Here is a 25,005-nt window from a genome sequence, read left to right on the forward strand (position 1 = left end):
GACCATCGGAATTATGATGAAATATACCGTAAGGAATTACCATAAAAACGATTATGAGATTTGGAATGCATTTGTAGCACAGGCTAAAAATGCAACATTCCTGTTTCACCGTGATTTTATGGAATACCATCAGGATCGGTTTGAAGATTTTTCACTTCTTGTTTTTGAAGACAACAAATTAAAAGCAGTTTTACCGGCAAATAAAGCCAACGATTCTGTTTACTCTCATCAGGGATTGACTTATGGGGGACTGGTATATCAAAAACAAACAAAAGTAGCATCAGTTATGGAAGTCTTTCAGGCTGTTTTACTTTTTTTAAATGAAATTAAAATTCAGAAATTATACCTTAAAGCATTTCCTTCTATTTATCATTTGGAGCCTGCGGAAGAGATTTTATATAGTTTGTTTTTAACGGATGCAAAATTGATTCGACGAGATACTCTTTCAGTTATTGATTTGTCACAAAAAAGTAACCTTTCAAAAATTAGAAAAAGAGGAATTCAAAAAGCAGTTTCAAAACAATTGGTTATTAAGGAAGAAAACGATTTTGAATTGTTTTGGAATGAAATTCTGATTCCGAATTTAGATCAGAAACATAATGCAAAACCTGTTCATTCAATAGAAGAAATGAATTACTTAAAAATGCGTTTCCCTAAAAATATTCATCAGTTTAATGTTTATCTGGAGGATAAAATTGTGGCAGGAACAACTATTTTTGAAACGGAAACGGTTGCGCATGGTCAATACATTTCAAAGAATCAAAATCAGGAAAATTTAGGCAGTTTGGATTACTTGTTTCATTATTTAATTCACGAAAGATTTAAAAGCAAGCTTTTTTTTGATTTCGGAATTTCAAATGAGAATCAGGGAAGAAACCTGAATGAAGGGCTGTCATACTGGAAAGAAAGTTTTGGCGCAGGTACCATAATTCATGATTTTTATGAAGTTGAAACCCTAAATCATAATAAGTTAAATGGTGTTTTAATTTAACTGAAAAAAAAGAATAATGATATCATTTCTGGATCTTAAAAAAATAAATGAGCCATACGAAACGGCTTTTCAGGAAAAACTGAAAGAGGTTTTAGAGAATGGTTGGTACATATTAGGAAAAGAAGTAGCAACATTTGAAAAAGCATTTGCGAAATATTGCGGGGCCGATTATTGCATTGGAGTGGGGAATGGTTTTGATGCGTTGGTTTTAATCTTTAAAGGATATATAACACTTGGGAAACTTCAGAAAGGAGATGAAGTAATTGTACCTGCAAATACTTATGTTGCAAGTATTTTGGCTATTTTACAGGCAGATTTGATTCCGGTTCTGGTGGAACCAAAGTTAGAGACATACAATTTAAATCCGGATTTGATTCAGGCGAAAATTACTTCAAAAACAAAAGCTATTTTAGCGGTTCATCTGTATGGACAATTGGCTGAAATGGACCAAATAAATGAAATTGCGGCTCAATATAATCTAGTTGTTGTAGAAGACGCAGCGCAATCGCATGGGGCGGTTGCAAATTCCAATAAAGTTAAATTCCAAATTCCAAAACTGACGAATGTCGTTTTAAGGGAAGTAGAAGGGGTATCGGGAGCAAAAGCTTTTAGTTTTTATCCGGGGAAAAATCTTGGCGCTTTAGGAGATGGCGGAGCAGTTGTTACAAATGATTCCGAACTGGCAAAAGTACTTTTTTCGCTTCGTAATTATGGTTCAGAGAAAAAGTATTATAACGAATACATTGGCGTAAATTCGAGATTAGATGAGCTTCAGGCTTCTTTTCTAAATCTGAAATTACCCAATTTAGATTCAGACAACAGTAAACGTCGTAAAATTGCAAAGCGCTACCTGTCTGAGATTAAAAATGCTAAAATAGTGCTTCCTTGTTGGGATTTGTCAAACAATCATGTTTTTCATTTGTTTGTTATTCGGGTTAAAAACAGAGAAGCTTTACAAGAATATTTAATTCAGCATCATATTCAAACTGTAATTCATTATCCGGTTCCACCTTATAAACAAAAAGCATTTCCGGACTGGAATCATTTGTCTTTTCCGGTTACAGAGCAAATTCACAATGAAGTTTTGAGTTTGCCTATCAGCCCTGTTTTGACAGCTGCTGAAGTTGATCTTATTGTTGAAGTTTTAAATGGTTATTAAGTTGAATTTTGTAAAAAAAATAATACAAACGAATCTATTTAAAATTACTTCTTTAAATAGTCTGAGTATCTTATTAAAGATAGGGATAGGATTTATTACTTCAAAATTAATGGCTGTTTTTGTTGGTCCGACGGGAATGGCTTTGGTTGGAAATCTTAGAAATTTTTCATCATCACTGGAAAGTATCTCTACTTTAGGATTTTCAAACGGAATTGTAAAATATGTAGCAGAAAGTAAGAGTGATAAGGACCAGCTGCAGAAAATAGTTTCAACAGTATTTATAAGTTTGTTGGCAGTTAGCCTTGCTTTGAGTTTTATCTTATACTTTTTTGCATCATTCTGGAGCATTCAAATTTTTGGAAATAGTTTTAATTACCCTATAGTTTTTAAGGCAACCGCTTTAGTTTTACCATGGTATTCGATGTCTATTTTTTTGCTTTCGTTGATTAATGGATTGGGGAAGTTTAAGGCAGTAATTTGGATAAATATATTAGGAAATACAATTGGTTTGTTCGTTTCTATCTACATGATTTTAAATTTTAAAACATTAGGAGCTTTACTATCAATAGTCATTTCGCCAGCTTTATTGTTTTTTGCTACATTTTATTTTATTAATAAAGATTTTAAGTTTTTTAAAATAATTAGGTTTCGTTACTTAGATCTTTTTGTTTTAAAGAATTTATCGTCTTATTCTCTTATGGCTTTGGTTTCGTCAGTTTTGGGACCGTTGGTTTATTTAGCAATTCGAAAAAATGTAATTGGGACCGTCGGATTGGAACAAGCTGGTTTTTGGGAAACAATTACGAGAATTTCAAATTATTATATGATGTTTGTTACAACGATACTATCTATTTATTTTTTTCCAAAATTAGCCGCAGCCACAAGTAATCACGAGACAAAAAAAATTTTCTGGAGCTTTTATAAAAATATTTTACCTCCTTTTGTAATTGTATTAATTGTAATTTATTGCACTCGTTTTTTTATTATTAAAGTACTTCTTACAGATGAATTTCTACCAGTTTCGACCTTGTTTTTTTGGCAACTTGCAGGTGATGCTTTAAGAGCAGCTTCATGGATTTTAGGATTTCAATTTTTTGCAAAGAAGATGACTAGAGCCTTTATAATTTCAGAAATTGTATCTCTTGTTGTGTTGTATCTTTTTAGTAGTTGGTTAGTTACCATATTTGGAATTCGTGGGGTAGTTATGGCTCAGGCATTAGATAATTTTATTTATTTGATAATTTTGGGTGTTTATTTCAGGAAAAGTTTATTTTAATTTTGAAAGTAAGAATTACTATTAATTATTACCACCTTTCTAAACAATAGAATGTTTTTAGTTTTTGTTAATTGATAAATTTCTGTATAAAGTAAATATTATTTTATTTGCATGATTTTTCTTCTTTATATTTGAGGGATTAATTTAACCTTGAAAGAAAATAAAATGAAAAATATTAGAAGAAAAACATACTCAGTACTTTGTTTTTTAGTTGTATTGACAGCCAATGCACAAATTAGTACTGGTGTAGGAGGGGCTGCAAGTGTATTGCCAAATAATTCAACTTCAAATACGAATGTAGGAATTGGAACAACTAATCCAACATCTACATTGGAAGTTAATGGTAATATTAAAGCGAAAGCAGGAATTTTTACTAATAGTATGCCAAATGGATCAATCTTCTCTTCTTACGATGAAAGAAGTGCTAAATGTTTAGTGTTTTCTGGAGGAGGTTCATTAGAAGCAGATCCTAATTCAAATATTAGAATGTTACGTTTTTACGATTTTCCTCAATCAAATTTGGATGCTAAGTCTCTTTTATATTTAGTTATTAATGATAGGGTTGGTAATGAAAGGCTTAGGTTCTCTGCTACGACAGGTGGTTTTACACAAATGTTAGTATCTGACAAAAGCAAAGCAGAGATAATGAAAATTTATGACGATGGAAATGAAAATGTATATGTACATTTTCCTAAAGCCAATTCTAGAGTTGTTATTGGAAATTGGGGAAATTATCTGCCAGAACATAAATTTGTAGTTTCAGGCAGTGCAAAAATAGAAGGAAATGTTTTGACAGATGCTAATATTGGAATAGGAACTTCAAATTTTACCGATGGAGTTACATCTTACAGGCTCTCTGTAAAAGGAAAAATAAGATCAGAGGAAGTAAAAGTTTATAACACCTGGGCGGATTATGTTTTTAGTCCAAGTTACAAATTAGCGAGCTTAAAAGAAGTTGAAAGTTATATTTTAAAAAATGGTCATCTAAAAAATGTGCCTTCTGCCAAAGAAATTACAGAAAATGGTCTTGAACTTGGTGAAATGGCAAAAATTCAACAGGAAAAAATTGAGGAACTTACTCTTTACTTAATCGAACAAAATAAAGAAATAGAAGAACTGAAGTCTCAGGTAAGGTTATTACTGGCAACAAAAAACAGTAAATAATTTACGTTTTAAAACTATACTGACCCAAGTGGAGAATATGCTGAGATTAGGTTTTTAGCAGCTGCTGGTATCGGTGCAGCGATCGCTGCCTTAAGTTATCTAGTGGCAGCTTTATTGGCCAATGTGCCTTTTAGCGTGGGAGGGTAGTGAAATCGACTTTTACTGGAGCGGCAGGTGCGGCGGTTACCTTTGGTATTGGAACTGCAGCTGGAGAGCTTTTTGCTAATTTCTATTCGCAGGCGGCAGCATACGGCACTTTTCAGGGAAGCATGACCGCGATTTCAGGAGGTAAATTTTGGGGTTGTTTTACTACGGGGATATTGTGTAGTATTGCGAGTAGTATGTGGGGAGGAGGAGATACAGTTACTGATAATGGTAATTATACGATGTCTTTAACAAAATATGCAGGTCTCAGAGCTGGAACTGGAGATTTAGGGATGATAGATTTTGGTACAGTTTCAGTAATAGTCGGGGCATCTTTAATAGGAGAGATTTTTGATAAGAAGCTGTGACTGGATTAGTAGTTGCTGGTTTGAATCATTATTTGGAAAGAATACAGGTTAAGATTTATTATTGAGGAAAAATATTTGAAAGTGTTGTGATTAGTAGTAATAATAAAAAAAAGTGTAATAAGTTATGAAAAAAATGATTTTATCATCAGTAGTTTTGTTAGGAACAATGATATGTTTTGGTCAAACAGGAACAGTTACGTCGGTTGGTGCATTAAGTATTGGAACTTCAGGTACAAATGTGACTTCTACTGTAATGAATAGTACTACTGCTCCCGTGATAACTTTGAATATTCCCTATGCTAGTTCAACGGCTACAGGGTTAGTTACAACAGGAACTCAAATATTTGCTGGAAAAAAAACGTTTACGACCAGTATTTTTTCAGATCCAGTTGCAATATTAACAGCGAACACGACATTTTATGGCCTCGCAATAAATGGAAAAACTGTTGGTGCGGGGAAATTTTTTGAATTATTTAAAGGGTGGGGGACAGTAACTGGATCAAGTTTAAGTGGGATTACAGATGTTGGATTACGAATCTCAAATGATATTTCAGGAATGCCTTATCCTTCCTTGCATTTAGGGAGAGATAATAAACAAAATATTTGGCTTTGTTCCATACCTGCAGCATTAACAGATGGTGTCTCTCAAATTAACAGTAGATTACAAATTGGATACGATCAATGGATTCCTGATACAACTAATTCTAATACACTTGCTGTCAATGGTACAGGCTATTTCGCATCAGGTATAGGTATAGGAACTTCAAACTTTACGGATGGAACTGATAGTTACAAACTTTCTGTAAAGGGAAAAATCAGAGCTGAGGAAATAAAGGTTTATAATACGTGGGCAGATTATGTTTTTAGTAAAGATTATAAATTGCCAGATTTAAAAGAAGTGGAGAAGTATATAATTGAAAATGGTCATTTAAAAAATGTACCCTCCGCAAAAGAAATTGTAGAAAATGGTTTGGAGCTTGGAGAAATGGCTAAAATTCAACAAGAAAAAATAGAAGAATTGACTCTTTATTTAGTTCAGCAAAACAAAAAGAATGAGCAATTGAATAAAGATATCCAAGAACTAAAAAGACAAGTTAAAATTTTATTAGAGAAGAGATAAGTAGTTACTTTTGGATAGTTTTTTTGATTCATCAGTATAAAATTGCCCTTTTTTTATTTTATCTTATATATTTTTACAAGATTTTAGGATAAGTATTTTTTTTTTGATGAGTATTATAGTAGCGTAGCAATATGAAAATTCTTTTATTGGGTGAGTATAGTGCTCTTCATTCTACATTAGCCGAAGGACTAAGAATATTAGGACATGAGGTTACTGTAGCTTCTGATGGATGTAAATGGATGCAAAACGATAGAGATATCAATTTGTTTCGCCCCGGATACGACTTTTTTAATTCAGTTAAATATCTGGGAAAAGTACATAAGATTTTTGCAAAATTTAAAGGGTATGATATCGTACAAATTAAAAACCCTTCATTTTTAGATTTAAACATTAAAAGGAATCTTAATTTTTACAGATTTTTATTAAAAAATAATTCAAAAGTATTTTTAGGGGCATTTGGAACTGATTATTTTTGGGAAAAATTATGTATAGAAAATAAAACACTTAGATATAGTGATTTGTTTATTGGAGAAAAATCTCTTGACATATATAAATGCGAATGGCAGGGAAGTCAATTCAAAGATGCAAACATTGAAGTAGCGGAAACCTGTAATGGTATAATTTCTTGCTTGTATGAGTATTATAAATCATATGAACCCCTCTACAAAAGTAAATTAGCATATATTCCACTACCTATCAATACTGATTTACTTCCTTTTAAGCAAAAAGAAATTCAAGAGGATAAAATTAAGTTTTTTATTGGGATTCAAAAGCTTAAATCTAAGCTGAAAGGTACAGATTTACTTTTGGAAGAAGTACTGAAACTCCAGAAAGTTTATCCTAAAGAAGTTTTAGTAAATAAAGTTACTTCTTTGCCTTGGAAGGAATATGTTAAGATGATGTCAGAATCAGATGTAATATTAGATCAACTCTATTCTTATACCCCTGCAATGAACGGCCTGCTTGGTATGGCGCAAGGTTTGGTTTTAGTTGGTGGTGGAGAGCCGGAAATTTATGAATTGATAAAAGAAAATTATAATCGTCCAATTATTAATGTATATCCTTCAAAAGACGATATTTACATTAAATTAGAAGAATTAATACAGAATAAAAAGATTATTCCTGAAATTTCAAGAAAAAGTAGGGAATTTGTCGAGCAGCACCATAGTTATATACAAGTAGCGCAACAGTATATTGATTTCTGGAATAGTAAATAGTAATTTATTGCAAAAAAAAGACAGAATAGGGAATTTTTATAAGATGTTGTCCTGCTTAGAAGCAATAATTTTCTCACTACATACGGGTTATTCGGTTTTGATTTTATTTTCGAAAAACATTTATATTTGTAAGCATATAATTAAAAATGATAAAGACTTTTATAGAAAGTGATTGTGAGATTTTGGTTTCTACAATGAATCAAAGCAGTCTTGATTTTTTACTTCAAATGTTTCCTCTTAGACACTTTTCTAATTATAATATCCTCATAATTAATCAGTCTAAAACGAATACACTATCCTCTGAATTTCCTTCGGTTAGAGTAATCAATAGTTTGGATGTAGGTTTGTCAAAGAGTCGGAATTTAGCAATAGAAAATGCGATTGAAAAAATTTTGCTAATTGCAGATGATGATGTGATTTATCAAAAGGATTTTATCGAAAAAATTATTACCGCACATAATAAGTTCTCTAAAGCAACGATTGTAAATTTCTGCGCAATTAAAGAAGATGGGATTTGTCTAAAAAAATATCCTAGAGGCTCCAGATCTGAATTAGATACAAAGGAAATTTTAAATATTAGTTCTATCGAAATAACAATAAACAAAGAAAAATTAGATTCAGTCGGAATTAGATTTGATGAAAATTTTGGTTTAGGAAGTAATTTTGAAATGGGAGAAGAAGCTGTTTTTTTGTTTGATTTAAAAGATAAAGATCAGTGTATCGCTTTTGAAGATCAGGTAATTGTTAAGCATGAAGGGTTGACGTCTTCTGATAAAATAGAAGATTTACATCGATATTATATTTATGGAGCAATAATAAGAAGAGTTTTAATGAAAAATGGCGTATTTTGGTTGCTGGTAAAGATATTCTTCGATATAAAACAAAAAAAAATAAAAATAAGTTCTTTTTTTAAAGCAATTGATAATGCTAATAAAGGGCGAAAAAAAATTGAAGCCATAAATTATGGAAAATGATAAGAGTAAAAGAAATTTGATTTCACTTCCAAAAATTGAAGATCGAAGAGGGAATTTATCGGTAATAGAAAAAGATATTATTCCTTTTGAAATTAAAAGGGTTTATTATGTGTATGATATTCCCAGTGGATCAGAACGTGGAGGACATTCACATAAAAACTTACAAGAGTTTTTAGTAGCTTTAAGTGGAAGCTTTGAAGTTGTTCTAAATGATGGAAAAGAAAAGCAGATTATTACCTTAAATAAACCGTATGAAGGTTTGTTAATTAATTCTGGAATCTGGCGAGAGCTTCAGAATTTCTCTTCCGGAGCAGTATGTTTGGTAGTGGCTTCAGACGTTTACATAGAAGACGATTATATTAGAGATTTTGATGAATTTATAAATTCAAAAAAAGCTACTGATAAATAGAGAAATTAAAACCATATTTTCTCAGAAGTTTTTTAATTTTTAAAAGAATCACTAGGATGTACCTGGGCAAGAAGTATATTACTTTAGTTTTTAAAGAAATGTTTTCTTTTAAGATGTTCTTGTATAGTTCTTTAGATTTTTTACGCTCTCCGGCAATTTTATATTGTAAGGCGTATTCTATTCGATAAAGGTCAAGGTATTTTTTTAAGCTTGGATTATTTTCTTCTAGTTGCTTATAGTCATTAAAATCCTTTAATTTTTTTTCAAGTATTGGTGTTTTTGAAAGACTGTTTTCGATGTAGTGTAGATAAGATGCTGTAACTTTATTACTTAACGCAACGGGATATTGTGATGCAATTCGAATCCACATATCGACATCCTGACCACTTGATATACCAGGTTTAAAATCACCAAGTTTTTTAAATATATGTTTTGGGATTACAATTGAAGAAGATGTAGCAATAGGATAAGGTATACTGGTTTCAAAATAATCTGGAATAATACCTTTAAAATCAGTAGCAATACCTTTAAACTTCGGAGTGTAATTTTTTCCATTACTAAATACAAGTTCATAGCTCGAAGCAAAAATACCAGCGTCTGGAAACTTTTGTATTAAAGTTTTTAGTGTTTCCAGATGATTGGGCATCCACAAATCATCTGCGTCCAAGAGAGCAATATGATCATATTTTGCCTTTTCAATTCCGAGATTTCTTGCCATAGAGGCTCCCTGATTTTTTTGGCTGTAAAGTTGTATTCGGCTATCATCAAATGCCTCGACTTTTGCCATACTATTATCTGTACATCCGTCATTTACTACAATAATTTCGTAATCCGTGAAAGTTTGATCGAGAATACTTTTTATCGTATTTTCTATATAATCAGCTTTATTGTATAATGGAATGACAACAGAAAAAAAAGCCATATTTATTTACTTTTTAAAGTACAAAAATAATCTAATTTATAAAGATCGAACAAGAACAAAGAAGGTTTTTGTTAAAGTAAATTTCGTTCTGGTTTTACCAATGGTTTTGTTAGAAGAAATGGCTTTGAGTTTACCCTTTAGTTATGTTAGTGATGCTAATTATGATTAAAAATCTAGCGCATATTACAAGATAGATGCCTTATAGAGATTGTGTTGAAAAGTTTCAATCGTAAATCTGTAAGTTTGATTAATTTTTAATGTTTTGAAAACCAGTAAAGGCAAACAATTTTAATCAATCAAATCTAAAATGGAACAAAATTCTTTATTAACCGCATTTCTTCCCGCTGCTCTTGGTATTATTATGTTGGGCTTAGGCTTAAATTTAAAGGTGAATGACTTTAAGAACGTGATTTATTACCCAAAAGCAATTTTTGTTGGCTTGTTTTGTCAGATGCTACTTTTGCCTGTTATTTGCTTTAGTATAAGTCTATCGTTCAATCTTTCTCCTGAACTTGCAGTAGGTCTGATACTATTAGCTGCATCTCCCGGTGGTGCAACAGCTAATCTGTACAGTCATTTGGCAAAAGGTGATGTGGCTCTCAATATCTCGCTTACGGCAATAAATAGTGTACTTACTTTATTTTCGCTTCCTTTTATAGTAAATAAGGCGATTGATATTTTTATGATGGGGGATCAGGTTATCCCTATGCAGTTTAAGAAAATAGTTGAGGTATTTGTAATTGTACTTGTCCCGGTTATCATCGGTATGCTGATTAATTATCGCAGTCCTAAAATTTCAAAAATAATGGAAAAACCGGTTAAAATGATTTCGGCCATTTTTTTAGTGCTGATCATTATTGGAGCCATAATCAAAGAAAAAGACCAATTCCTGCACTATTTTGAACAAGTAGGAATAGCTTGTTTGGTATTTAATATTGCAAGTATGGCAATTGGTTATTATGTTCCGATGTTGTTAAATATAAATAAGAAACAATCAATATCGATAGGGATGGAAATAGGGATTCATAATGGTACCCTGGCTATTTATGTTGCTTTAAATGTAATTGGCAATAGCACCATGAGTATACCGGCAGCTGTATATAGTCTTATTATGTTTTTTACAGCCGCTCTGTTTGGTTATTTAGTAAATAGAAAAAAGAACACTGCTTTGTAAAATTGACTTTAGTTGTATTTAGGTTGTAATTAAACTAATCAATTAACTGACAGCTATTAACTAGACTTTTTTAAGTTGCAGAAATATCCCAGCTTGTAAAGATCAAATAGAAATAAAGAAGGTTTTTGCGAAAGCAAGTTTTTTTCGATTTTTGATCTGTTATTTTTGAAAAGATAAGCTGAAAAAGAAATTAGTCTTAGTTTTTTTAAAAGTTCAAACGAAGTTATAATTTTACTCTCTTCTTTTAATATTTTATCTGAATCATAAAGAAAAACAAGATTTTCTAAAGCAATTTGGGTCTTGTTTAAAAACACCTTTGAAGTTTCCAGATTCAAATGAAAAGTTGGGTTTTCTATTCGGAGAACTTTAAAATGATTTGCTTTCAAAACAGAAAAGAAACACAAATCTTCATAACCATACCTTGTGATGGATTCGTCAAAGGGAAACTGAATGAAAATATCTTTTTTGACTACTAAATTTGAAGTGAGAAGAGAACGAGTTTCTCTTTTATTGCCATAAAACCATCTAAGAAACTGCTCTTTATGAGGTTTTTTATTCTCATAAATGATTCCGCCAAATAAGATATTATTTTTCAAATCAGAAATAATATCTATGTACTTTTTTATGAAATTATTTTGAGCAGGAAAGGTATCGCAGTCTAAAATAAGCAACCAGTCGTATATGGCTTTTTGGGCCAGTGAATTGATGTTTTTTCCTCTTCCTAAATTAGTTTCGTTTTTAAAAAAGGAACAATTAGGCAATAGATCGATCTCCGCATTGAGAGTGGTTTTGTGAGAATCGGAAGCATCGTCCTGACAAAGAATTTCAAAATTAATTCCAATAGTATCACATTGCTTTGCAACTTCTTTAACAAGTGGTAAAACATTATAATTAAAAACCGGAATTAAAATAGAGAGCATTACACGCTGCGTTGCACCACTTCAAAAATTCTTTCATCCTCACATTTTAGTGTTTTGGAAGGGAATTTCATCAGCAAAGCATAATCATGAGTTACCATGATAACTGTTTTACCGTTGGCATTGATTTTTTTCAAAACTTCAAGAACTTCTGAGCTTGTTTGTGGATCAAGATTTCCGGTTGGCTCATCGGCTAAAATGAATTCAGGATCATTTAGTAGCGCTCTTGCAATTGCAACACGTTGCTGCTCACCTCCCGACAGTTGATGTGGCATTTTGTTTAAGAATTCTTTCATGCCTACCTTGTCGAGAACTTCATCGATTTTATGTTCCATTGCTTCTTTTTCAGACCAGCCGGTTGCTTTTAAAACAAAAAGCATATTGTCTTTTACAGAACGATCCGGAAGTAACTTAAAATCCTGAAATACAATTCCGATTTTACGTCTCAGATACGGGATTTCGCTTTCTTTTAAAGTCGCCAAATCAAATTCTACAATATGACCTTCACCCTCAGTTAATGGTAAATCTCCGTACAGCGTTTTCATGAAACTACTTTTTCCGGAACCAGTTTTTCCAATTATATAGATAAATTCACCATGCTGAACATCTAAATTAATATGAGATAAAATTTTCTTTCCTTCCTGATATATAGTGACTTCTTTAAGAGACAGTACGGTTTGCGACATAATAAAATTGATTTGAATGGTAAAAGTAATAAGATAACGCTTGGATTCAAAATAAATTTCAATCATTTCTAAGGGAATTTTTTTAAAAGCTGCCACGAATTAAACGGATTGGAAGGATTTGATTCTCTTTTTAGACGAAAACTTAAATTTTGTTGAGTAGAAATTTTATAATAAAAAATAGCGAAAAAAGGAACCGTAAGAAGTTGCACAGGTTTGTTTTACGAATGAGTGATGACGATTTTTAGACGGAATTAATGGAAGGTTGGTAATGCAATTAAACTCAGTTGATAAAGCATCTAATTTAGAATTATTTATACGACTGATAGGGTTTAATTAATTTTTTGTTCATAATAAAAGCCTGAAACGTTTCGTTATAAACGGTATAAAATGATACATTTGAATACTAAATATAATTAAAATGCGTAAACTTCCCTGGTTCTTTTTATTTCCAATTATCCTTTTTTCGACCATAGTTTCGGCACAAAAATCAGCTATTTACACTTACGATTTAAAGGATTTTGACAAAGCACTGGCTTTATACAATGACAAACAATATGCTTCGGCCCAACTTATTTTCGAACAGGTAAAAAACAATGCCACAACTGAAGAAGTTCAGTCAGATTGTGCTTATTATATTGCCAATTGCGCTATTCGGACAAACAAAGTAAATGCCGATGCTTTAATCGAAAAATTTGTAAACGATTATCCAACAAGTACAAAACAAAATCAGGCCTATATTGAAGTGGCCCAGTACTTTTTTGAGCAGGGGAATTATCCGAAAGCTTTGCAATGGTTTGACAAAGTCGATGAAAGTTACATGAGTAAATCCGATTCGGATAAATTTAATTTCCAGAAAGGTTACAGTTATTTCAATGCTAAAAAGAAAAAAGAAGCTACAACTTATTTTAATAAAGTGGTAAACTCTCCTGAATTTGGTTCTCAGGCCAAATATTATTTAGGATTTATGGCGTATGAAGGTGACGATTACAAAGAAGCAACTAAATATTTTGATGAAGTTTCAGGCGAAGAAAAATACAAAGAAAAGCTTTCGTATTATCAGGCCGACATGAATTTTAAGTTGGGGAATTTCCAAAAAGCAATCGATTTGGGCCAAAAAGCAATGAGCAAAACCAATGAATTGGAAAGATCTGAATTGAATAAAATTATAGGAGAGAGTTATTTCAATTTAAAACAATACGGCAAAGCGATTCCGTTTTTGGAGCAATATGCCGGCAAAAAAGGAAAGTGGAACAATACTGATTTCTACCAGTTGGGATATGCTTATTACGAGCAAAAAGAGTATGAAAAAGCAATCTCTCAATTCAATAAAATTATCGAGGGGAAAGATTTCGTTGCTCAAAATGCGTATTATCATTTAGGTTTGGCTTATTTAAACACAGGTAAAAAACAAGAAGCTTTAAATGCATTTAAGAATGCTTCGGAAATGGATTTCAATGCCCAGATTCAGGAAGATGCCGCTTTGAATTATGCAAAATTGAGTTATGAAATTGGAAATGCCTATCAAACCGTTCCGGGCATTTTACTTGATTTCTTAAAAAAATACCCGAATAACTCGAGTAAATCGGAAGTAGAAAAGTTATTGGTGGACTCTTATATTTCTTCTAAAAATTACAAAGAAGCATTGTCTTTATTAGAGAAAAACAGATCGGCAGAAAATAAAGCAGCTTATCAAAAGGTACTTTTTTACAGAGGTGTAGAATTGTACAATGAATCAAATTATCAGGAGGCAGGAAAAATGTTTAAAAGCGCTATCAGTGAACAAAAAACACCTGAATTTACAGCCCGAGCGACTTTTTGGAAAGCAGAAACAGAATACATGACTGATGATTTTCAGAACGCTTTATTAAGCTACAAACAGTTTGCCGGATTACCTGCTGCTAAAACTACCACTGAGTACAAAAACATCAACTATAATATTGGTTACGCCTATTTTAAACTCAAAGAATACGATCAGGCAGGGAATTCTTTTCAGGCACAAATTGATAATTCGAAAGAAGATAAAGTGCGTTTAAACGATTCGTACCTGCGTTTAGGTGACAGCCGATTTGTGAGCACGAAGTACAGTGCCGCAAATGAAGCGTATGCAAAAGCCATTGAAGCAAAAGGTGTTGATGCCGATTATGCACAGTTTCAAAAAGCAATTTCTTTCGGGTTTATGTCTAAAAATGACAAGAAAGCCGATGAATTGAACAATTTCCTTCAAATGTATAAAAAGTCGTCTTATCGTGATGATGCTTTGTATGAATTAGGGAATACTTATGTAGCAGAGAAAAAGAACGAGCAGGCCCTTAAAACATACGATCAGTTAATTTCAGAATTTAAAAATGGTTCGTTTACTTCAAAAGCGATTTTAAAACAAGGGTTGATTTATTACAATTCAGATCGTGACGATCAGGCTTTGGTGAAATTTAAGAAAGTAGCAGCTGAGTTTCCTAAAACTCCCGAAGCTCTGGAAGCAGTTTCAACTGCAAGATTGATTTATGTTGATTCAGGAAAAGTGGATGAATATGCAACCTGGGTTCGTACGTTAGATTTTGTGGCAGTTACTGATGCCGAGTTGGATAATGATACTTATGATGCGGCTTTCAAACAATACAGTCAGAATAACAGCAAGCCGGCCATAAGTGGTTTTACAGGTTATGTAAGTAAGTTTCCAAAAGGAATGCATGCGCTTGAAGCAAACTTTTATCTGGCACAATTGTATTTTGCTGAAGGCTCAGAAACAAAATCGACAGCAAATTATCAGTATGTCGCTGATCAGCCAAGAAGTGAATTTACAGAGCAGTCGTTGAGCAGACTGGCACAAATTTTCCTAAAAGCAAAAGACTGTGATCAGTCGGTTCCGGTATTGGTGCGTTTAGAAAATGAAGCCGATTTTCCTCAAAATAAAAGCTTTGCACAGGCCAATCTGATGAAATGCTATTATGATAAGAAAGATTATGATAATGCTGTGGTGTATGCTGATAAAGTATTGCAAAATGCGAAAGCCGATGCAAACGTAAAAGCCGATGCTCAAATTATTGTCGCACGTGCAGCAATGCAGACCGGAAATGAAGATAAAGCCAAAGCAGCTTACGCGAAATTATCGGCAACTTCAAAAGGAGAATTAGCTGCGGAAGCTTTGTATTATGATGCTTATTTTAAAACCAAAGAAGGGAAATTTGATGCGTCGAATGTTTCTGTACAAAAGCTGGCTAAAAATTACTCGGCTTACAAATATTACGGAGCGAAAAGTTTAGTCCTGATGGCAAAAAATTTCTACGGATTAAAAGACAGTTATCAGGCCACCTATATTCTGGACAACGTCATTAACAATTTTACCGATTATCCGGATGTTGTGGAAGAAGCTAAGAAAGAATTAAGTGCGATAAAATTAGAAGAGTCTAAAACGAATTCTTCAATTACAAAATAGTTCATTTGGTGAAATGTGAAATATTGTCTGTGAAATCAGAATAACAGATAACATTTTACATCTCACAAAACACATTTTACAAAATATGACTTTACCTTTTTATATAATTGATGTTTTTGCGGATAAAAAATATGCCGGGAATCAGTTGGCGGTTTTTTTAGATGCTGAAAATTTAAGTTCAGAAGAAATGCAGCAGATGGCGCGAGAGATAAACTTCGCAGAAATCACATTCATAACAAAACTTGACCGGGAGAAAAATAAGGCCGAAATCAGAATATTCACACCGGCTCATGAAATGGAGTTTGCGGGACATCCCATAATTGGAACCTCCTGGGTTTTGATCAACAAAATATTTGAGAATTCCCCTGAAAACATAACATTAAATGTTCCCATTGGAGGAATTCCAATTCACCAGTCCGAAGATTTAATTTGGTTAAAAGCGGCACAGCCAAAATTTTGGGATATTTTTTCGAAAGAAGATTTCATATTATTCAGTAATCTGAAAAAGGAAGATTTCGAAAATCAATTTCCAATTCAGGAAGTGACAACCGGAAGCGCGTTTGTAATGGTGGGGCTTAGCAATAAAAAAGCACTGGAAAATTTGGTTTTAGATAAAGATAAAACCGATCAATGGATGAAGAGAAATTGCAAAACTTCTCATAGAGGTCTGTATTTCTATTATTTAGAAGATTCCAAATTGTTTAGCAGAATGCTGTGCGTCGAACACAATCAATTGGTTGAAGATGCAGCAACGGGAAGTGCAAGCACCTGTTTACAGGCTTTTCTGTTAAAATATCATTTGCCGCAAATTGAAATGATTAATTATCAGGGAGATTATATCAATCGTCCGTCGCAAATTTATTTTAAAGGAAAAGTAACCGAAAATCAGTTTGAGATTAAAATAGGGGGAAAAGCACAGTTTGTTGCAAAAGGAGATTGGGAAGTATAACAAATAGAAAAGTTAATAATGTAAAATGTTAATTGTGAAATGTGAACTGAAATGCATCTTACATTTTACAACTAACATTTCACAAAAAGAAATAAATATGAAAATTAATTGCCACAATAAAATCATCATTTTACTAGTATTGTTTGTTGTACAGCTTTCGTTTTCGCAAAAGAAAAACGAAACAATAGGAACAGAAACAGTAAACGTAGTAAAACCTTATTCTCCAACGATTTCAGATGCTTTTAAAGTGAAGGAAACACCTTCGCTTGACGATACCGGAAATCAGCCAAAAGAAACCATAAAATATAGTATTTTATCTGTTCCCGTGGCTTCTACATTCACACCTTCAAAAGGAAAGGCCGAAGGGGTTGAGAAATCTAAAAAAGAAAAACTGTTTAACAATTACGCGACATTAGGAGTAGGGAATTATGGGACTTTAAATGCTGAATTATTTGTCAATCAGGAGTTGGGGAATAACGATTATGTAGCAGGGATGTTTCGTCATCACTCCTCTCAGGGCGGAATTAAAGGGGTAGATCTAAACGATGAGTTTTACGATACAGCGTTAAATGTGGGCTATGGTGTAAACAATCGTGATATGTCCTGGAATGTTGATTTAGGCTATCAGAATCAATTGTACAACTGGTATGGTTTACCAGCTGATTTTGGAGCTACTTTGGCCGGACAAACCCGCGATGATTTAATAAGAGGAATAAATCCAAATCATTCTTATAACACCATTTCCGTAGGTGGTAATGTGGCTTTTACAGAGGGGATTTTCAGTAAGATCTCGACCAAGTTTACGCATTTCTCAGATAGTTTTTCATCGTCAGAAAATCGCTTCTATGTAAAACCTTCTTTTAAGGTAGAAGTGATGGATCAGTCTATTAATACCAATATTATTGTGGATCATGTTAGCGGATCTTTTGAACATAATTATACGCATGATAATACAGCTCCATTAAAATACAGTCTGACGAATTTCGGAATTGAACCAAGTTTTGTGATTTTAGAAAATGACTGGACATTGGAGTTAGGAGCGGGATTGTTTTACGGTCTGGATTCTGAAAATAGCGGAAACAAGTTTTATATTTATCCGAAAGTGAATGCTTCCTATAAACTGGTAGGAGATTTGATGATTTTCTATACAGGAGTCAACGGCGGTTTAAATCAAAATTCTTATGCTGATTTGGTGACAGGGAATCCGTTTTTATCTCCAACGCTTCATATGAAACCGACTAACAATCAGTACACTGTTTTTGCAGGTTTAAAAGGAAAGCTGGCCAATAATATCAATTACAATCTTACTGGTTCTTATCTAAACGAAAAAGACAAAGTCTTATACAAAGGCAATGATTACACAGAAGATTTCTCTAACCAAAATTATGCTTTTGGGAACTCATTTGGAGTGGTTTATGACGATGTGAGGACTTTCCGTTTCTATGGAGAATTAAAAGCCGATTTTTCTCAAAATGTCTCTTTCGGAATCAACGGAACTTTTAACAGTTATAAATTTGATGGTACAGAAGCATGGAATTTACCGACTATGAAATTGAGTTCTAATTTGGACGTAAATATTACCAAACAATGGTATGCAGGACTGAATGTTTTCTATGTGGGAGAGCGTAAAGACATGCAATCCAATCTGAATTTAGGAACAGATCCGGTGATTACAACACTAAAAAGTTATTTTGACGCCAATGCACATTTAGGGTATAAATACAACGAACGTTTGACTTGTTTTTTAAAGCTTAATAATATTGGAAATCAAGCTTACGAAAAATGGCTGAATTATCCGGTACAAGGATTTCAGGTAGTCGTTGGAGCAAACTACAAATTCGATTTTTAAAAGAGATTTTCAGAAAGCTATAAAGTTTTTGAGCCGCGAATTCACAAAGTAATTAGGATTATTAGTGAATTCGCGGCTCACTTTTTTTGAGACTGTATAAAACCTTTGCATCTTTGTAATTAATAACAGTAGTACCTCAAAAAAATGGAAATTAAACTGAGACAAGAAAATGAAAAGGACCACAAAAGTGTTTTCACCTTAATTGAAAAAGCTTTTGAAAAGGAAGAATATAGCGATCACAAAGAACAATTTTTGGTCGAAAGATTAAGAAAATCAGCTGCTTTTATTCCGGAACTATCAATTGTTGCCGAAGTGGAGAATGAAATTGTCGGACATATTTTATTGACAAAGTTAGAAATCAGTAACGATACGGCATCTTTTGAATCTTTGGCACTGGCACCGGTTTCTGTACTGCCTGAATTTCAGGGAAAGGAATCGGTTCAAAACTGATACTGTACAGCCATAAAGTAGCAAAAGAGTTGGGTTATAAATCGATTATATTATTAGGACATCCCGATTATTATCCGAGATTTGGTTACGAACTTTGTGAAAAGCACCATATCGAAATGCCTTTTGAGGTTCCTGCAGAGAATTGCATGGTCATCGCTTTAACCGAAAACGGATTATCAGGAGTACACGGGAAAGTCATTTATCCGACTGCTTTTTTTGAGTAAAAAGGGTAAGCTTTTTTTAACTGCTTTTTGCGATCTTTAGAACTTCGTGACAAAAGATGATTTTGACTACGAAAGAACTGTATACCTCATTTCAAAATATAGTGAATGATGAAAGTATTTAAAATTCTTGAAACCTATAAAACACAATATGAAAATCCTATTATTCTTCATACGGGCGAGACTGTAAAATTAGGAGAAGAGGAGAAAGAAGAAAAGTGGAAAGGATGGATTTGGGCCGAAAATGAAGTCAACAAAGGTTGGGTACCGTTACAGATACTCGAAATTTCTTTGGATAAAAAGGAGGCAAAAGTTTTAGAATACTACACGGCAAAAGAATTGAATGTTGATAAGGATGATGAAATTGTAAAAATTAAAAGCTTAAACGGTTGGACTTGGGTGCGGAAAATCGTGAATAATGAGGAAGGATGGATTCCCGATGAAATAATCGGTTAAAATATAAAAAGAAAACCTTTGTACCTCTTTATCTTTGCACCTTGTACCTCAGAATCTCAGTACCTCAAAAAAATGACTTTTAAACAAAAAATACACTCACATTACCTGCAAATGGTTCAGGACCGAATAGATGTTTTTAGAGACATGATTTCGGCTTTAACCGAAGATTCTAAAAACGATGCCAAAGGTTCTGCCGGAGACAAACATGAAACGGCTTTGTCGATGATGCACATTGAGCAGGAAAAACTCACCAATAAATTGAAAGAAGGGATTGCTCAAAAAGCGATTTTAGATAAAATAGATGCCTTAAAAACTACTGAAAATATCATTTCGGGAAGTTTGGTGAAAGCCAACGGAATTTATTTGTATGTAAGTGTAGCGCTTCCTAAAATCAATATTGAGGGTACAAATGTTATTGCGCTTTCGCCACAATCGCCTTTAGGAGCCCATTTAATGGGAAACAAAATTGGGTTTACTTTTGAAATTAACGGAACGAAATATCTAATTCAGGAAATTAGTTAAATGGATTACCTTTATTTAATATGCAGCTTCTCTTTGTTTGGAGCTGCTTTTTTTTGCTTAAACTTTTTTAAATCTAAATGTGTCGTTCCTCTGGAACTTTGCTTTGATGATTGTTTTTTTTCAACGGATTAAAATCCGTTGCTATAAAAATATCGAGCCGAAGGCTCTTGTATATTACTCTTTTGGAACTTTGTTTAGGTGATTGCTTTTTTTCAACGGATTAAAATCCGTTGCTACAATATGTATCGAGCCTAAGGCTCTTGTACATCACTCTTTCGAAACTTTGTCTCGATAATTGTTTTTTCAATAGATTAAAATTCTCTGCTTAGATATGTGTAGAGAGCCGGGTTTTTATGCAAAAGTTCCGAAGGAACGCTTTATTTTGTAACGACGGATTTCAATCCGTCGAAAAGGTATAAACACGAGCCATAAGTTCCGTAGGAACGACCCATATAAAATCTGTCAATCTTTGGGCGACTTGGTTAGAAATCTCAGTATGAACTATAATAACAATTCCAGAACCGTTTTTATTCGTCTCTCTTTCGAAACTTTGTTTAGGTGATTTTTTTTCAACGGATTAAAATTCTCTGTTGCAATATATGTCGAGTTTAAGGTTTTTATGCAAAAGTTCTGAAGGAACGCTTTATTTTGTAACGACGGATTTCAATCCGTCGAAAAGGTATAAAAACGAGTCATAAGTTCCGTAGGAACGACCCATATGAAATCTGTCAATGATTCTGAGATATCGTGTAATTTAACCTAAAGATCGTTCTTTGGATTTGCGTTTTTTGTTTTTATCAAACCTGAAATTGAAATTTTTAAGTTTGAGGCTTTTTTAAATGCTGAAATTTTATGTTTTATATGTAAAAATGTATTTTTAGTTTTAAATTGTAATTAAAATAGCGATATGTGTTTTTCAATTATAACTGATATTGCATCTTTGCTTTATCAAAATGAAGTTTAAAAATAAAAATATAGCGTTATGTGTGGAATTGTATGTGCCTTTGATCTAAAGCAAAAAGCCGAAACTTTAAGACCTCAAGTATTAGAGATGTCTAAAATTATCCGTCACCGTGGACCGGACTGGAGCGGAATTTATAGCAATGATAAAGCAATTTTATCACACGAGCGTTTGGCAATCGTAGATCCGGCTTCAGGAAAGCAACCTTTATTTACGGAGGATAGAAAATTGGTTTTGGCTGCAAATGGTGAAATTTACAACCACAGAGAATTACGCAAACAGTTTCAGGGAAAATACAACTTCCAGACTGAAAGTGACTGTGAAGTGATCTTGGCACTTTACCGAGAAAAAGGACCTCATTTTGTAGATGAAATGAACGGAATTTTCGGATTCGCAATCTATGATGTTGAGAAAGACGAGTATTTCATTGCCCGTGATCACATGGGAATTATTCCATTGTATATTGGTTGGGATCAGCATGGAACTTTTTATGTTGCTTCTGAATTAAAAGCTTTAGAAGGATACTGTACAAAAATCCAATTGTTTCCTCCAGGACATTATATGACAAGCAAAGATGGCGAATTTGTACAATGGTACAAAAGAGACTGGACAGAATATGAGGCGGTAAAAGATAACGAAACCAGTATTCCTGAAATCAAGAAAGCGCTTGAAGCAGCAGTTCACAGACAATTGATGAGTGATGTTCCTTACGGTGTTTTACTTTCCGGAGGTTTAGATTCGTCTATCACTTCGGCGGTAGCCAAAAAATTTGCGCAAAAACGTATTGAGTCAGATGATACTACTGATGCCTGGTACCCTCAGTTGCACTCTTTCTCAGTAGGATTGGAAGGTTCTCCTGATTTAGCGGCAGCACAGGTGGTTGCCAAACATATCGGAACAATTCACCACGAAATTAAATTTACCATTCAGGAAGGATTAGATGCTGTTCGTGATGTTATTTACAACTTAGAAACCTATGATGTAACCACCGTTAGAGCGTCAACCCCAATGTGGTTAATGGCGAGAGTGATCAAATCAATGGGAATCAAAATGGTCTTGTCAGGTGAGGGAGCAGATGAGTTGTTTGGAGGTTACTTGTACTTTCATAAAGCACCAAATGCGAGAGAATTTCACGAAGAAAACGTTCGTAAATTAGGCAAACTGCACATGTACGATTGTCTTCGCGCCAATAAAAGTTTAGCGGCTTGGGGAATTGAAGGACGTGTTCCGTTTTTAGATAAAGAATTTATGGATGTGGCAATGCGAATCAACCCTCAGGATAAAATGATCAACAAAGAGCATCCTATGGAAAAATGGGTGGTTCGTAAAGCTTTTGAAGACATGTTGCCTGAAAGTGTTGCCTGGAGACAAAAAGAACAGTTTTCGGATGGTGTTGGATACAGCTGGATTGATACTTTGAAAGAAGTGGTAGCCGTAGAAGTTTCGGATGAGCAATTGGCAAACGCAAAATATAAATTCTCATTGCAGACACCAACATCGAAAGAAGAGTATTACTATCGTTCGATTTTTGCAGAACATTTTCCAAGTGATGCCGCGGCGTTATGTGTACCTCAGGAAGCCAGTGTCGCCTGCAGTACAAAAATTGCTTTGGAATGGGATGAAGCTTTCAAAAACATGAACGACCCATCAGGAAGAGCTGTGGCAAGCGTGCATGATGATGCTTACGCGAAAGCATAAACAAGTATTTTTAGAATTAGTATATATATTTCCGAAAGACGTTCTCAGTACTGAGGGCGTTTTTCTTGTCTTGTAGTGTTAAATGATGTTATTTCAGTTAGTTAAATGTATTTTTGGAAAATAGTTTGACTTTCTTTTTTATATTTGACATTCGCTGAAATAAAAATGAAAAGAACTAAAAATGTAGCTTATTAAGTACATAAAGTCAGAAATAATATTTAGCTTAGCCGAACATTAGAAAAACATAAGATATTTGATTAACTGATTTAATATCGGTAAAAAATAGAGAATAATAAAAAAAATAGAACAGTATGTCTGGATTATTAGCTGTTATTGGTAAAGGAAAGGACCCGCAACTCGTAAAAGAGCTTTCCGCAAGGATGTCCCATCGTGGTCCCGATGAAAGCGATTTGCATATTATGGAAAATGGCAGTATTATTTGCCATGAAAGCTTGTCGATTATTGATTTAAAATCAGGAAAGCAGCCTATTCAGGGAACTAATAAGGCCTGGATGGTGCATGACGGAGAAATCTATAACTATCAGGAACTAAAAGATACAGTTTTAAAAGAGCATACCTTCAGAACAAAATCGGATTCAGAAGTTATCGTGCATTTGTACGAAGAATTTGGATACAAGTTTTGTAATATGTTGGATGGCGATTTTGCTTTTGTAATTATCGACGGCGATAATTATATAGCTGCCAGAGATGCAGTAGGTGTAAAACCTTTATATTATGGATTAGACGAGAGAGGAAGAATTTATTTTTCATCAGAGATGAAGTCCATTTCAGATCAGTGTAAATCCTTTTCGACTTTTCCTCCCGGACATTATTATACGGGTAAAACGGGTTTTGTAAAATATTACAATCCGGAATATGAGGACCATTCAAATGCTATTCAAAAATTAAATTTAGATTTAATTCGGGAGACTTTAATCGAAGCAACCCGCAAACGTTTAATGAGCGAAGTTCCTGTTGGAGTATTACTTTCCGGAGGATTAGATTCGTCATTAACATCGGCGATTGCTGCCCGTTTATTGAAAGAAAACGGTGAAAAACTACATTCATTTTCTATTGGTTTGGATGCTGATGCACCCGATAACAAAGCGGCCAGAGCAGCGGCAGCGTTTTTAGGTACAGAACACCATGAAATACATTTTACGGTAGAAGAAGGAGTTGAAATTTTGGAAAAAGTAATCTATCATATTGAGACTTATGATATTATTTCAGTACGATCCGGAGTACCAATGTATTTGCTGTCAAAGGCGATTGCTGATAAAGGAATTAAAGTAATTCTTTCGGGTGAAGGTGCCGATGAAGTTTTTGGAGGTCATTTGTATTTTAGAAATGCACCATCAGCACAAGAGTTTCAGGATGAAACAATCGAAAGAGTACAAAAAATGTTTACCGCTGATTTGTTACGTGCCGATAAAATACCAATGGCACATGGATTAGAAGCGAGAATACCATTTTTGGATAAAGAATTTTTAGAAGCTGCAATTCGAATTAAAACCGAAGAAAAACAGCCAAAAACATACGATGGAATTGAAAAATACATTTTAAGAAAAGCATTTGATACACCAGAGAATCCGTATTTGCCTGAGGAAGTTTTATGGAGACAGAAAGAACAGTTTTCGGATGGAGTAGGATACAGCTGGGTGGATGAATTGATTGACTACTGCGCCGGACAGGTTTCGGACGAGCAGCTGGCGGGAGCAAGTGCCGAATTTCCGTATAATTCGCCAACAACCAAAGAAGCTTATTTGTACAGATCGATTTTTCATAAGTATTACCCACAAGTCAGCGCCGCACATACCGTTAGAAAATGGATTCCAAGATGGCAGGAAAATCAGGACCCAAGTGGAAGAGCGAACGCAGCACACGTAAAAGCAGGTGTTGAAACTTCGAAAGCCGGAGTTACCGTTTAAAAGGTGAAACCTGGGAA

20 protein-coding genes and 1 pseudogene are annotated in these 25,005 nt (G+C 33.6%); 18 read left to right on the forward strand and 3 right to left on the reverse strand.

The features are described 5' to 3' along the window. The first annotated feature begins 13 nt into the window (after positions 1 to 13). The 9 genes from ACN1CN_RS07055 to ACN1CN_RS07095 all read left to right on the forward strand — a co-directional run bounded on the left by ACN1CN_RS07055 (position 14) and on the right by ACN1CN_RS07095 (position 8,822). Positions 14 to 991 carry a GNAT family N-acetyltransferase gene (locus tag ACN1CN_RS07055; protein ID WP_419135139.1) on the forward strand — a complete coding sequence of 326 codons (978 nt, stop codon included), beginning with the start codon at positions 14 to 16 and terminating at the stop codon, positions 989 to 991. Positions 992 to 1,007: 16 nt separating this feature from the next. Beyond that, positions 1,008 to 2,150 carry a DegT/DnrJ/EryC1/StrS family aminotransferase gene (locus ACN1CN_RS07060; RefSeq protein WP_419135140.1) on the forward strand — a complete coding sequence of 381 codons (1,143 nt, stop codon included), beginning with the start codon at positions 1,008 to 1,010 and terminating at the stop codon, positions 2,148 to 2,150. A gap of 1 nt (position 2,151) precedes the next feature. Continuing rightward, complete coding sequence (locus ACN1CN_RS07065) at positions 2,152 to 3,426, forward strand: O-antigen translocase (protein WP_419135141.1); 1,275 nt, start codon at positions 2,152 to 2,154, stop codon at positions 3,424 to 3,426. A gap of 165 nt (positions 3,427 to 3,591) precedes the next feature. Then, on the forward strand, positions 3,592 to 4,590 hold the full coding sequence (locus tag ACN1CN_RS07070) for a hypothetical protein (protein WP_419135142.1): 999 nt from the start codon (positions 3,592 to 3,594) through the stop codon (positions 4,588 to 4,590). A 146-nt stretch (positions 4,591 to 4,736) separates the two neighbouring features. Then, a complete protein-coding gene (locus ACN1CN_RS07075; RefSeq protein WP_419135143.1) occupies positions 4,737 to 5,102 on the forward strand; it encodes a hypothetical protein in 366 nt (121 codons plus the stop codon). Positions 5,103 to 5,226: 124 nt separating this feature from the next. After that, positions 5,227 to 6,222 carry a hypothetical protein gene (locus ACN1CN_RS07080; protein ID WP_419135144.1) on the forward strand — a complete coding sequence of 332 codons (996 nt, stop codon included), beginning with the start codon at positions 5,227 to 5,229 and terminating at the stop codon, positions 6,220 to 6,222. A gap of 131 nt (positions 6,223 to 6,353) precedes the next feature. Continuing rightward, a complete protein-coding gene (locus ACN1CN_RS07085; RefSeq protein WP_419135145.1) occupies positions 6,354 to 7,439 on the forward strand; it encodes a glycosyltransferase in 1,086 nt (361 codons plus the stop codon). 146 nt (positions 7,440 to 7,585) lie between these two features. Next, on the forward strand, positions 7,586 to 8,413 hold the full coding sequence (locus ACN1CN_RS07090; RefSeq protein ID WP_419135146.1) for a glycosyltransferase family 2 protein: 828 nt from the start codon (positions 7,586 to 7,588) through the stop codon (positions 8,411 to 8,413). After that, positions 8,403 to 8,822 (forward strand): sugar 3,4-ketoisomerase, encoded by a 420-nt coding sequence (locus ACN1CN_RS07095; RefSeq protein ID WP_419135147.1) that lies wholly within the window; start codon positions 8,403 to 8,405, stop codon positions 8,820 to 8,822. Before ACN1CN_RS07090 ends, ACN1CN_RS07095 begins: the two co-directional genes overlap by 11 nt. On the opposite strand, the gene ACN1CN_RS07100 is transcribed toward ACN1CN_RS07095, so the two are convergent. Further along, entirely contained in the window at positions 8,809 to 9,744 is a 936-nt protein-coding gene (locus ACN1CN_RS07100) for a glycosyltransferase family 2 protein (RefSeq protein ID WP_419135148.1), read from the reverse strand. The two genes, ACN1CN_RS07095 and ACN1CN_RS07100, sit on opposite strands and share 14 nt — an antisense overlap. A 307-nt stretch (positions 9,745 to 10,051) precedes the next feature. Here ACN1CN_RS07100 and ACN1CN_RS07105 point away from each other — a divergent pair, with 307 nt between their 5' ends. Next, the gene (locus ACN1CN_RS07105) at positions 10,052 to 10,918 is read left to right on the forward strand and encodes a bile acid:sodium symporter family protein (RefSeq protein ID WP_419135149.1); all 867 of its coding nucleotides are present in this window, start codon (positions 10,052 to 10,054) and stop codon (positions 10,916 to 10,918) included. A gap of 56 nt (positions 10,919 to 10,974) precedes the next feature. Here ACN1CN_RS07105 and ACN1CN_RS07110 read toward each other — a convergent pair whose 3' ends face one another. Beyond that, on the reverse strand, positions 10,975 to 11,838 hold the full coding sequence (locus tag ACN1CN_RS07110; RefSeq protein ID WP_419135150.1) for a glycosyltransferase family 2 protein: 864 nt from the start codon (positions 11,836 to 11,838) through the stop codon (positions 10,975 to 10,977). Beyond that, positions 11,838 to 12,521, reverse strand: a complete 684-nt coding sequence (locus ACN1CN_RS07115; protein WP_026109865.1) for a cell division ATP-binding protein FtsE — start codon at positions 12,519 to 12,521, stop codon at positions 11,838 to 11,840. The genes ACN1CN_RS07110 and ACN1CN_RS07115 overlap by 1 nt, the downstream gene beginning before the upstream one ends. A 418-nt stretch (positions 12,522 to 12,939) precedes the next feature. Here ACN1CN_RS07115 and ACN1CN_RS07120 point away from each other — a divergent pair, with 418 nt between their 5' ends. The 8 genes and pseudogenes from ACN1CN_RS07120 to asnB (ACN1CN_RS07155) all read left to right on the forward strand — a co-directional run bounded on the left by ACN1CN_RS07120 (position 12,940) and on the right by asnB (ACN1CN_RS07155) (position 24,988). Continuing rightward, positions 12,940 to 15,954, forward strand: a complete 3,015-nt coding sequence (locus ACN1CN_RS07120; protein ID WP_419135151.1) for a tetratricopeptide repeat protein — start codon at positions 12,940 to 12,942, stop codon at positions 15,952 to 15,954. 85 nt (positions 15,955 to 16,039) lie between these two features. Then, positions 16,040 to 16,903 (forward strand): PhzF family phenazine biosynthesis protein, encoded by an 864-nt coding sequence (locus ACN1CN_RS07125; RefSeq protein WP_419135152.1) that lies wholly within the window; start codon positions 16,040 to 16,042, stop codon positions 16,901 to 16,903. Positions 16,904 to 17,000: 97 nt separating this feature from the next. Then, positions 17,001 to 18,752 carry a TonB-dependent receptor gene (locus ACN1CN_RS07130; RefSeq protein ID WP_419135153.1) on the forward strand — a complete coding sequence of 584 codons (1,752 nt, stop codon included), beginning with the start codon at positions 17,001 to 17,003 and terminating at the stop codon, positions 18,750 to 18,752. A 144-nt stretch (positions 18,753 to 18,896) separates the two neighbouring features. Continuing rightward, positions 18,897 to 19,426: pseudogene (locus ACN1CN_RS07135) on the forward strand (GNAT family N-acetyltransferase). Positions 19,427 to 19,531: 105 nt separating this feature from the next. Beyond that, on the forward strand, positions 19,532 to 19,879 hold the full coding sequence (locus ACN1CN_RS07140) for an SH3 domain-containing protein (RefSeq protein WP_419135154.1): 348 nt from the start codon (positions 19,532 to 19,534) through the stop codon (positions 19,877 to 19,879). A 72-nt stretch (positions 19,880 to 19,951) separates the two neighbouring features. Beyond that, complete coding sequence (locus ACN1CN_RS07145; RefSeq protein WP_419135155.1) at positions 19,952 to 20,401, forward strand: hypothetical protein; 450 nt, start codon at positions 19,952 to 19,954, stop codon at positions 20,399 to 20,401. 982 nt (positions 20,402 to 21,383) lie between these two features. After that, positions 21,384 to 23,060: an asparagine synthase B gene (gene asnB / locus ACN1CN_RS07150; RefSeq protein ID WP_419135156.1), complete on the forward strand. Its 1,677-nt coding sequence runs from the start codon at positions 21,384 to 21,386 to the stop codon at positions 23,058 to 23,060. 311 nt (positions 23,061 to 23,371) lie between these two features. Beyond that, a complete protein-coding gene (gene asnB, locus ACN1CN_RS07155; RefSeq protein WP_419135157.1) occupies positions 23,372 to 24,988 on the forward strand; it encodes an asparagine synthase B in 1,617 nt (538 codons plus the stop codon). Positions 24,989 to 25,005: the final 17 nt, after the last annotated feature.

The sequence above is a fragment of the Flavobacterium sp. T12S277 genome (assembly GCF_048514875.1).
Lineage (GTDB): Bacteria > Bacteroidota > Bacteroidia > Flavobacteriales > Flavobacteriaceae > Flavobacterium.

Coding starts and splice junctions, on each gene's coding strand:
- ACN1CN_RS07055 (WP_419135139.1), top strand. CDS start 14: ATGATGAAATATACCGTAAGGAATTACCATAAAAACGATTATGAGATT.
- ACN1CN_RS07060 (WP_419135140.1), top strand. CDS start 1,008: ATGATATCATTTCTGGATCTTAAAAAAATAAATGAGCCATACGAAACG.
- ACN1CN_RS07070 (WP_419135142.1), top strand. CDS start 3,592: ATGAAAAATATTAGAAGAAAAACATACTCAGTACTTTGTTTTTTAGTT.
- ACN1CN_RS07080 (WP_419135144.1), top strand. CDS start 5,227: ATGAAAAAAATGATTTTATCATCAGTAGTTTTGTTAGGAACAATGATA.
- ACN1CN_RS07085 (WP_419135145.1), top strand. CDS start 6,354: ATGAAAATTCTTTTATTGGGTGAGTATAGTGCTCTTCATTCTACATTA.
- ACN1CN_RS07090 (WP_419135146.1), top strand. CDS start 7,586: ATGATAAAGACTTTTATAGAAAGTGATTGTGAGATTTTGGTTTCTACA.
- ACN1CN_RS07095 (WP_419135147.1), top strand. CDS start 8,403: ATGGAAAATGATAAGAGTAAAAGAAATTTGATTTCACTTCCAAAAATT.
- ACN1CN_RS07100 (WP_419135148.1), bottom strand. CDS start 9,744: ATGGCTTTTTTTTCTGTTGTCATTCCATTATACAATAAAGCTGATTAT.
- ACN1CN_RS07105 (WP_419135149.1), top strand. CDS start 10,052: ATGGAACAAAATTCTTTATTAACCGCATTTCTTCCCGCTGCTCTTGGT.
- ACN1CN_RS07110 (WP_419135150.1), bottom strand. CDS start 11,838: ATGCTCTCTATTTTAATTCCGGTTTTTAATTATAATGTTTTACCACTT.
- ACN1CN_RS07115 (WP_026109865.1), bottom strand. CDS start 12,521: ATGTCGCAAACCGTACTGTCTCTTAAAGAAGTCACTATATATCAGGAA.
- ACN1CN_RS07120 (WP_419135151.1), top strand. CDS start 12,940: ATGCGTAAACTTCCCTGGTTCTTTTTATTTCCAATTATCCTTTTTTCG.
- ACN1CN_RS07125 (WP_419135152.1), top strand. CDS start 16,040: ATGACTTTACCTTTTTATATAATTGATGTTTTTGCGGATAAAAAATAT.
- ACN1CN_RS07130 (WP_419135153.1), top strand. CDS start 17,001: ATGAAAATTAATTGCCACAATAAAATCATCATTTTACTAGTATTGTTT.
- ACN1CN_RS07140 (WP_419135154.1), top strand. CDS start 19,532: ATGATGAAAGTATTTAAAATTCTTGAAACCTATAAAACACAATATGAA.
- ACN1CN_RS07145 (WP_419135155.1), top strand. CDS start 19,952: ATGACTTTTAAACAAAAAATACACTCACATTACCTGCAAATGGTTCAG.
- asnB (WP_419135156.1), top strand. CDS start 21,384: ATGTGTGGAATTGTATGTGCCTTTGATCTAAAGCAAAAAGCCGAAACT.
- asnB (WP_419135157.1), top strand. CDS start 23,372: ATGTCTGGATTATTAGCTGTTATTGGTAAAGGAAAGGACCCGCAACTC.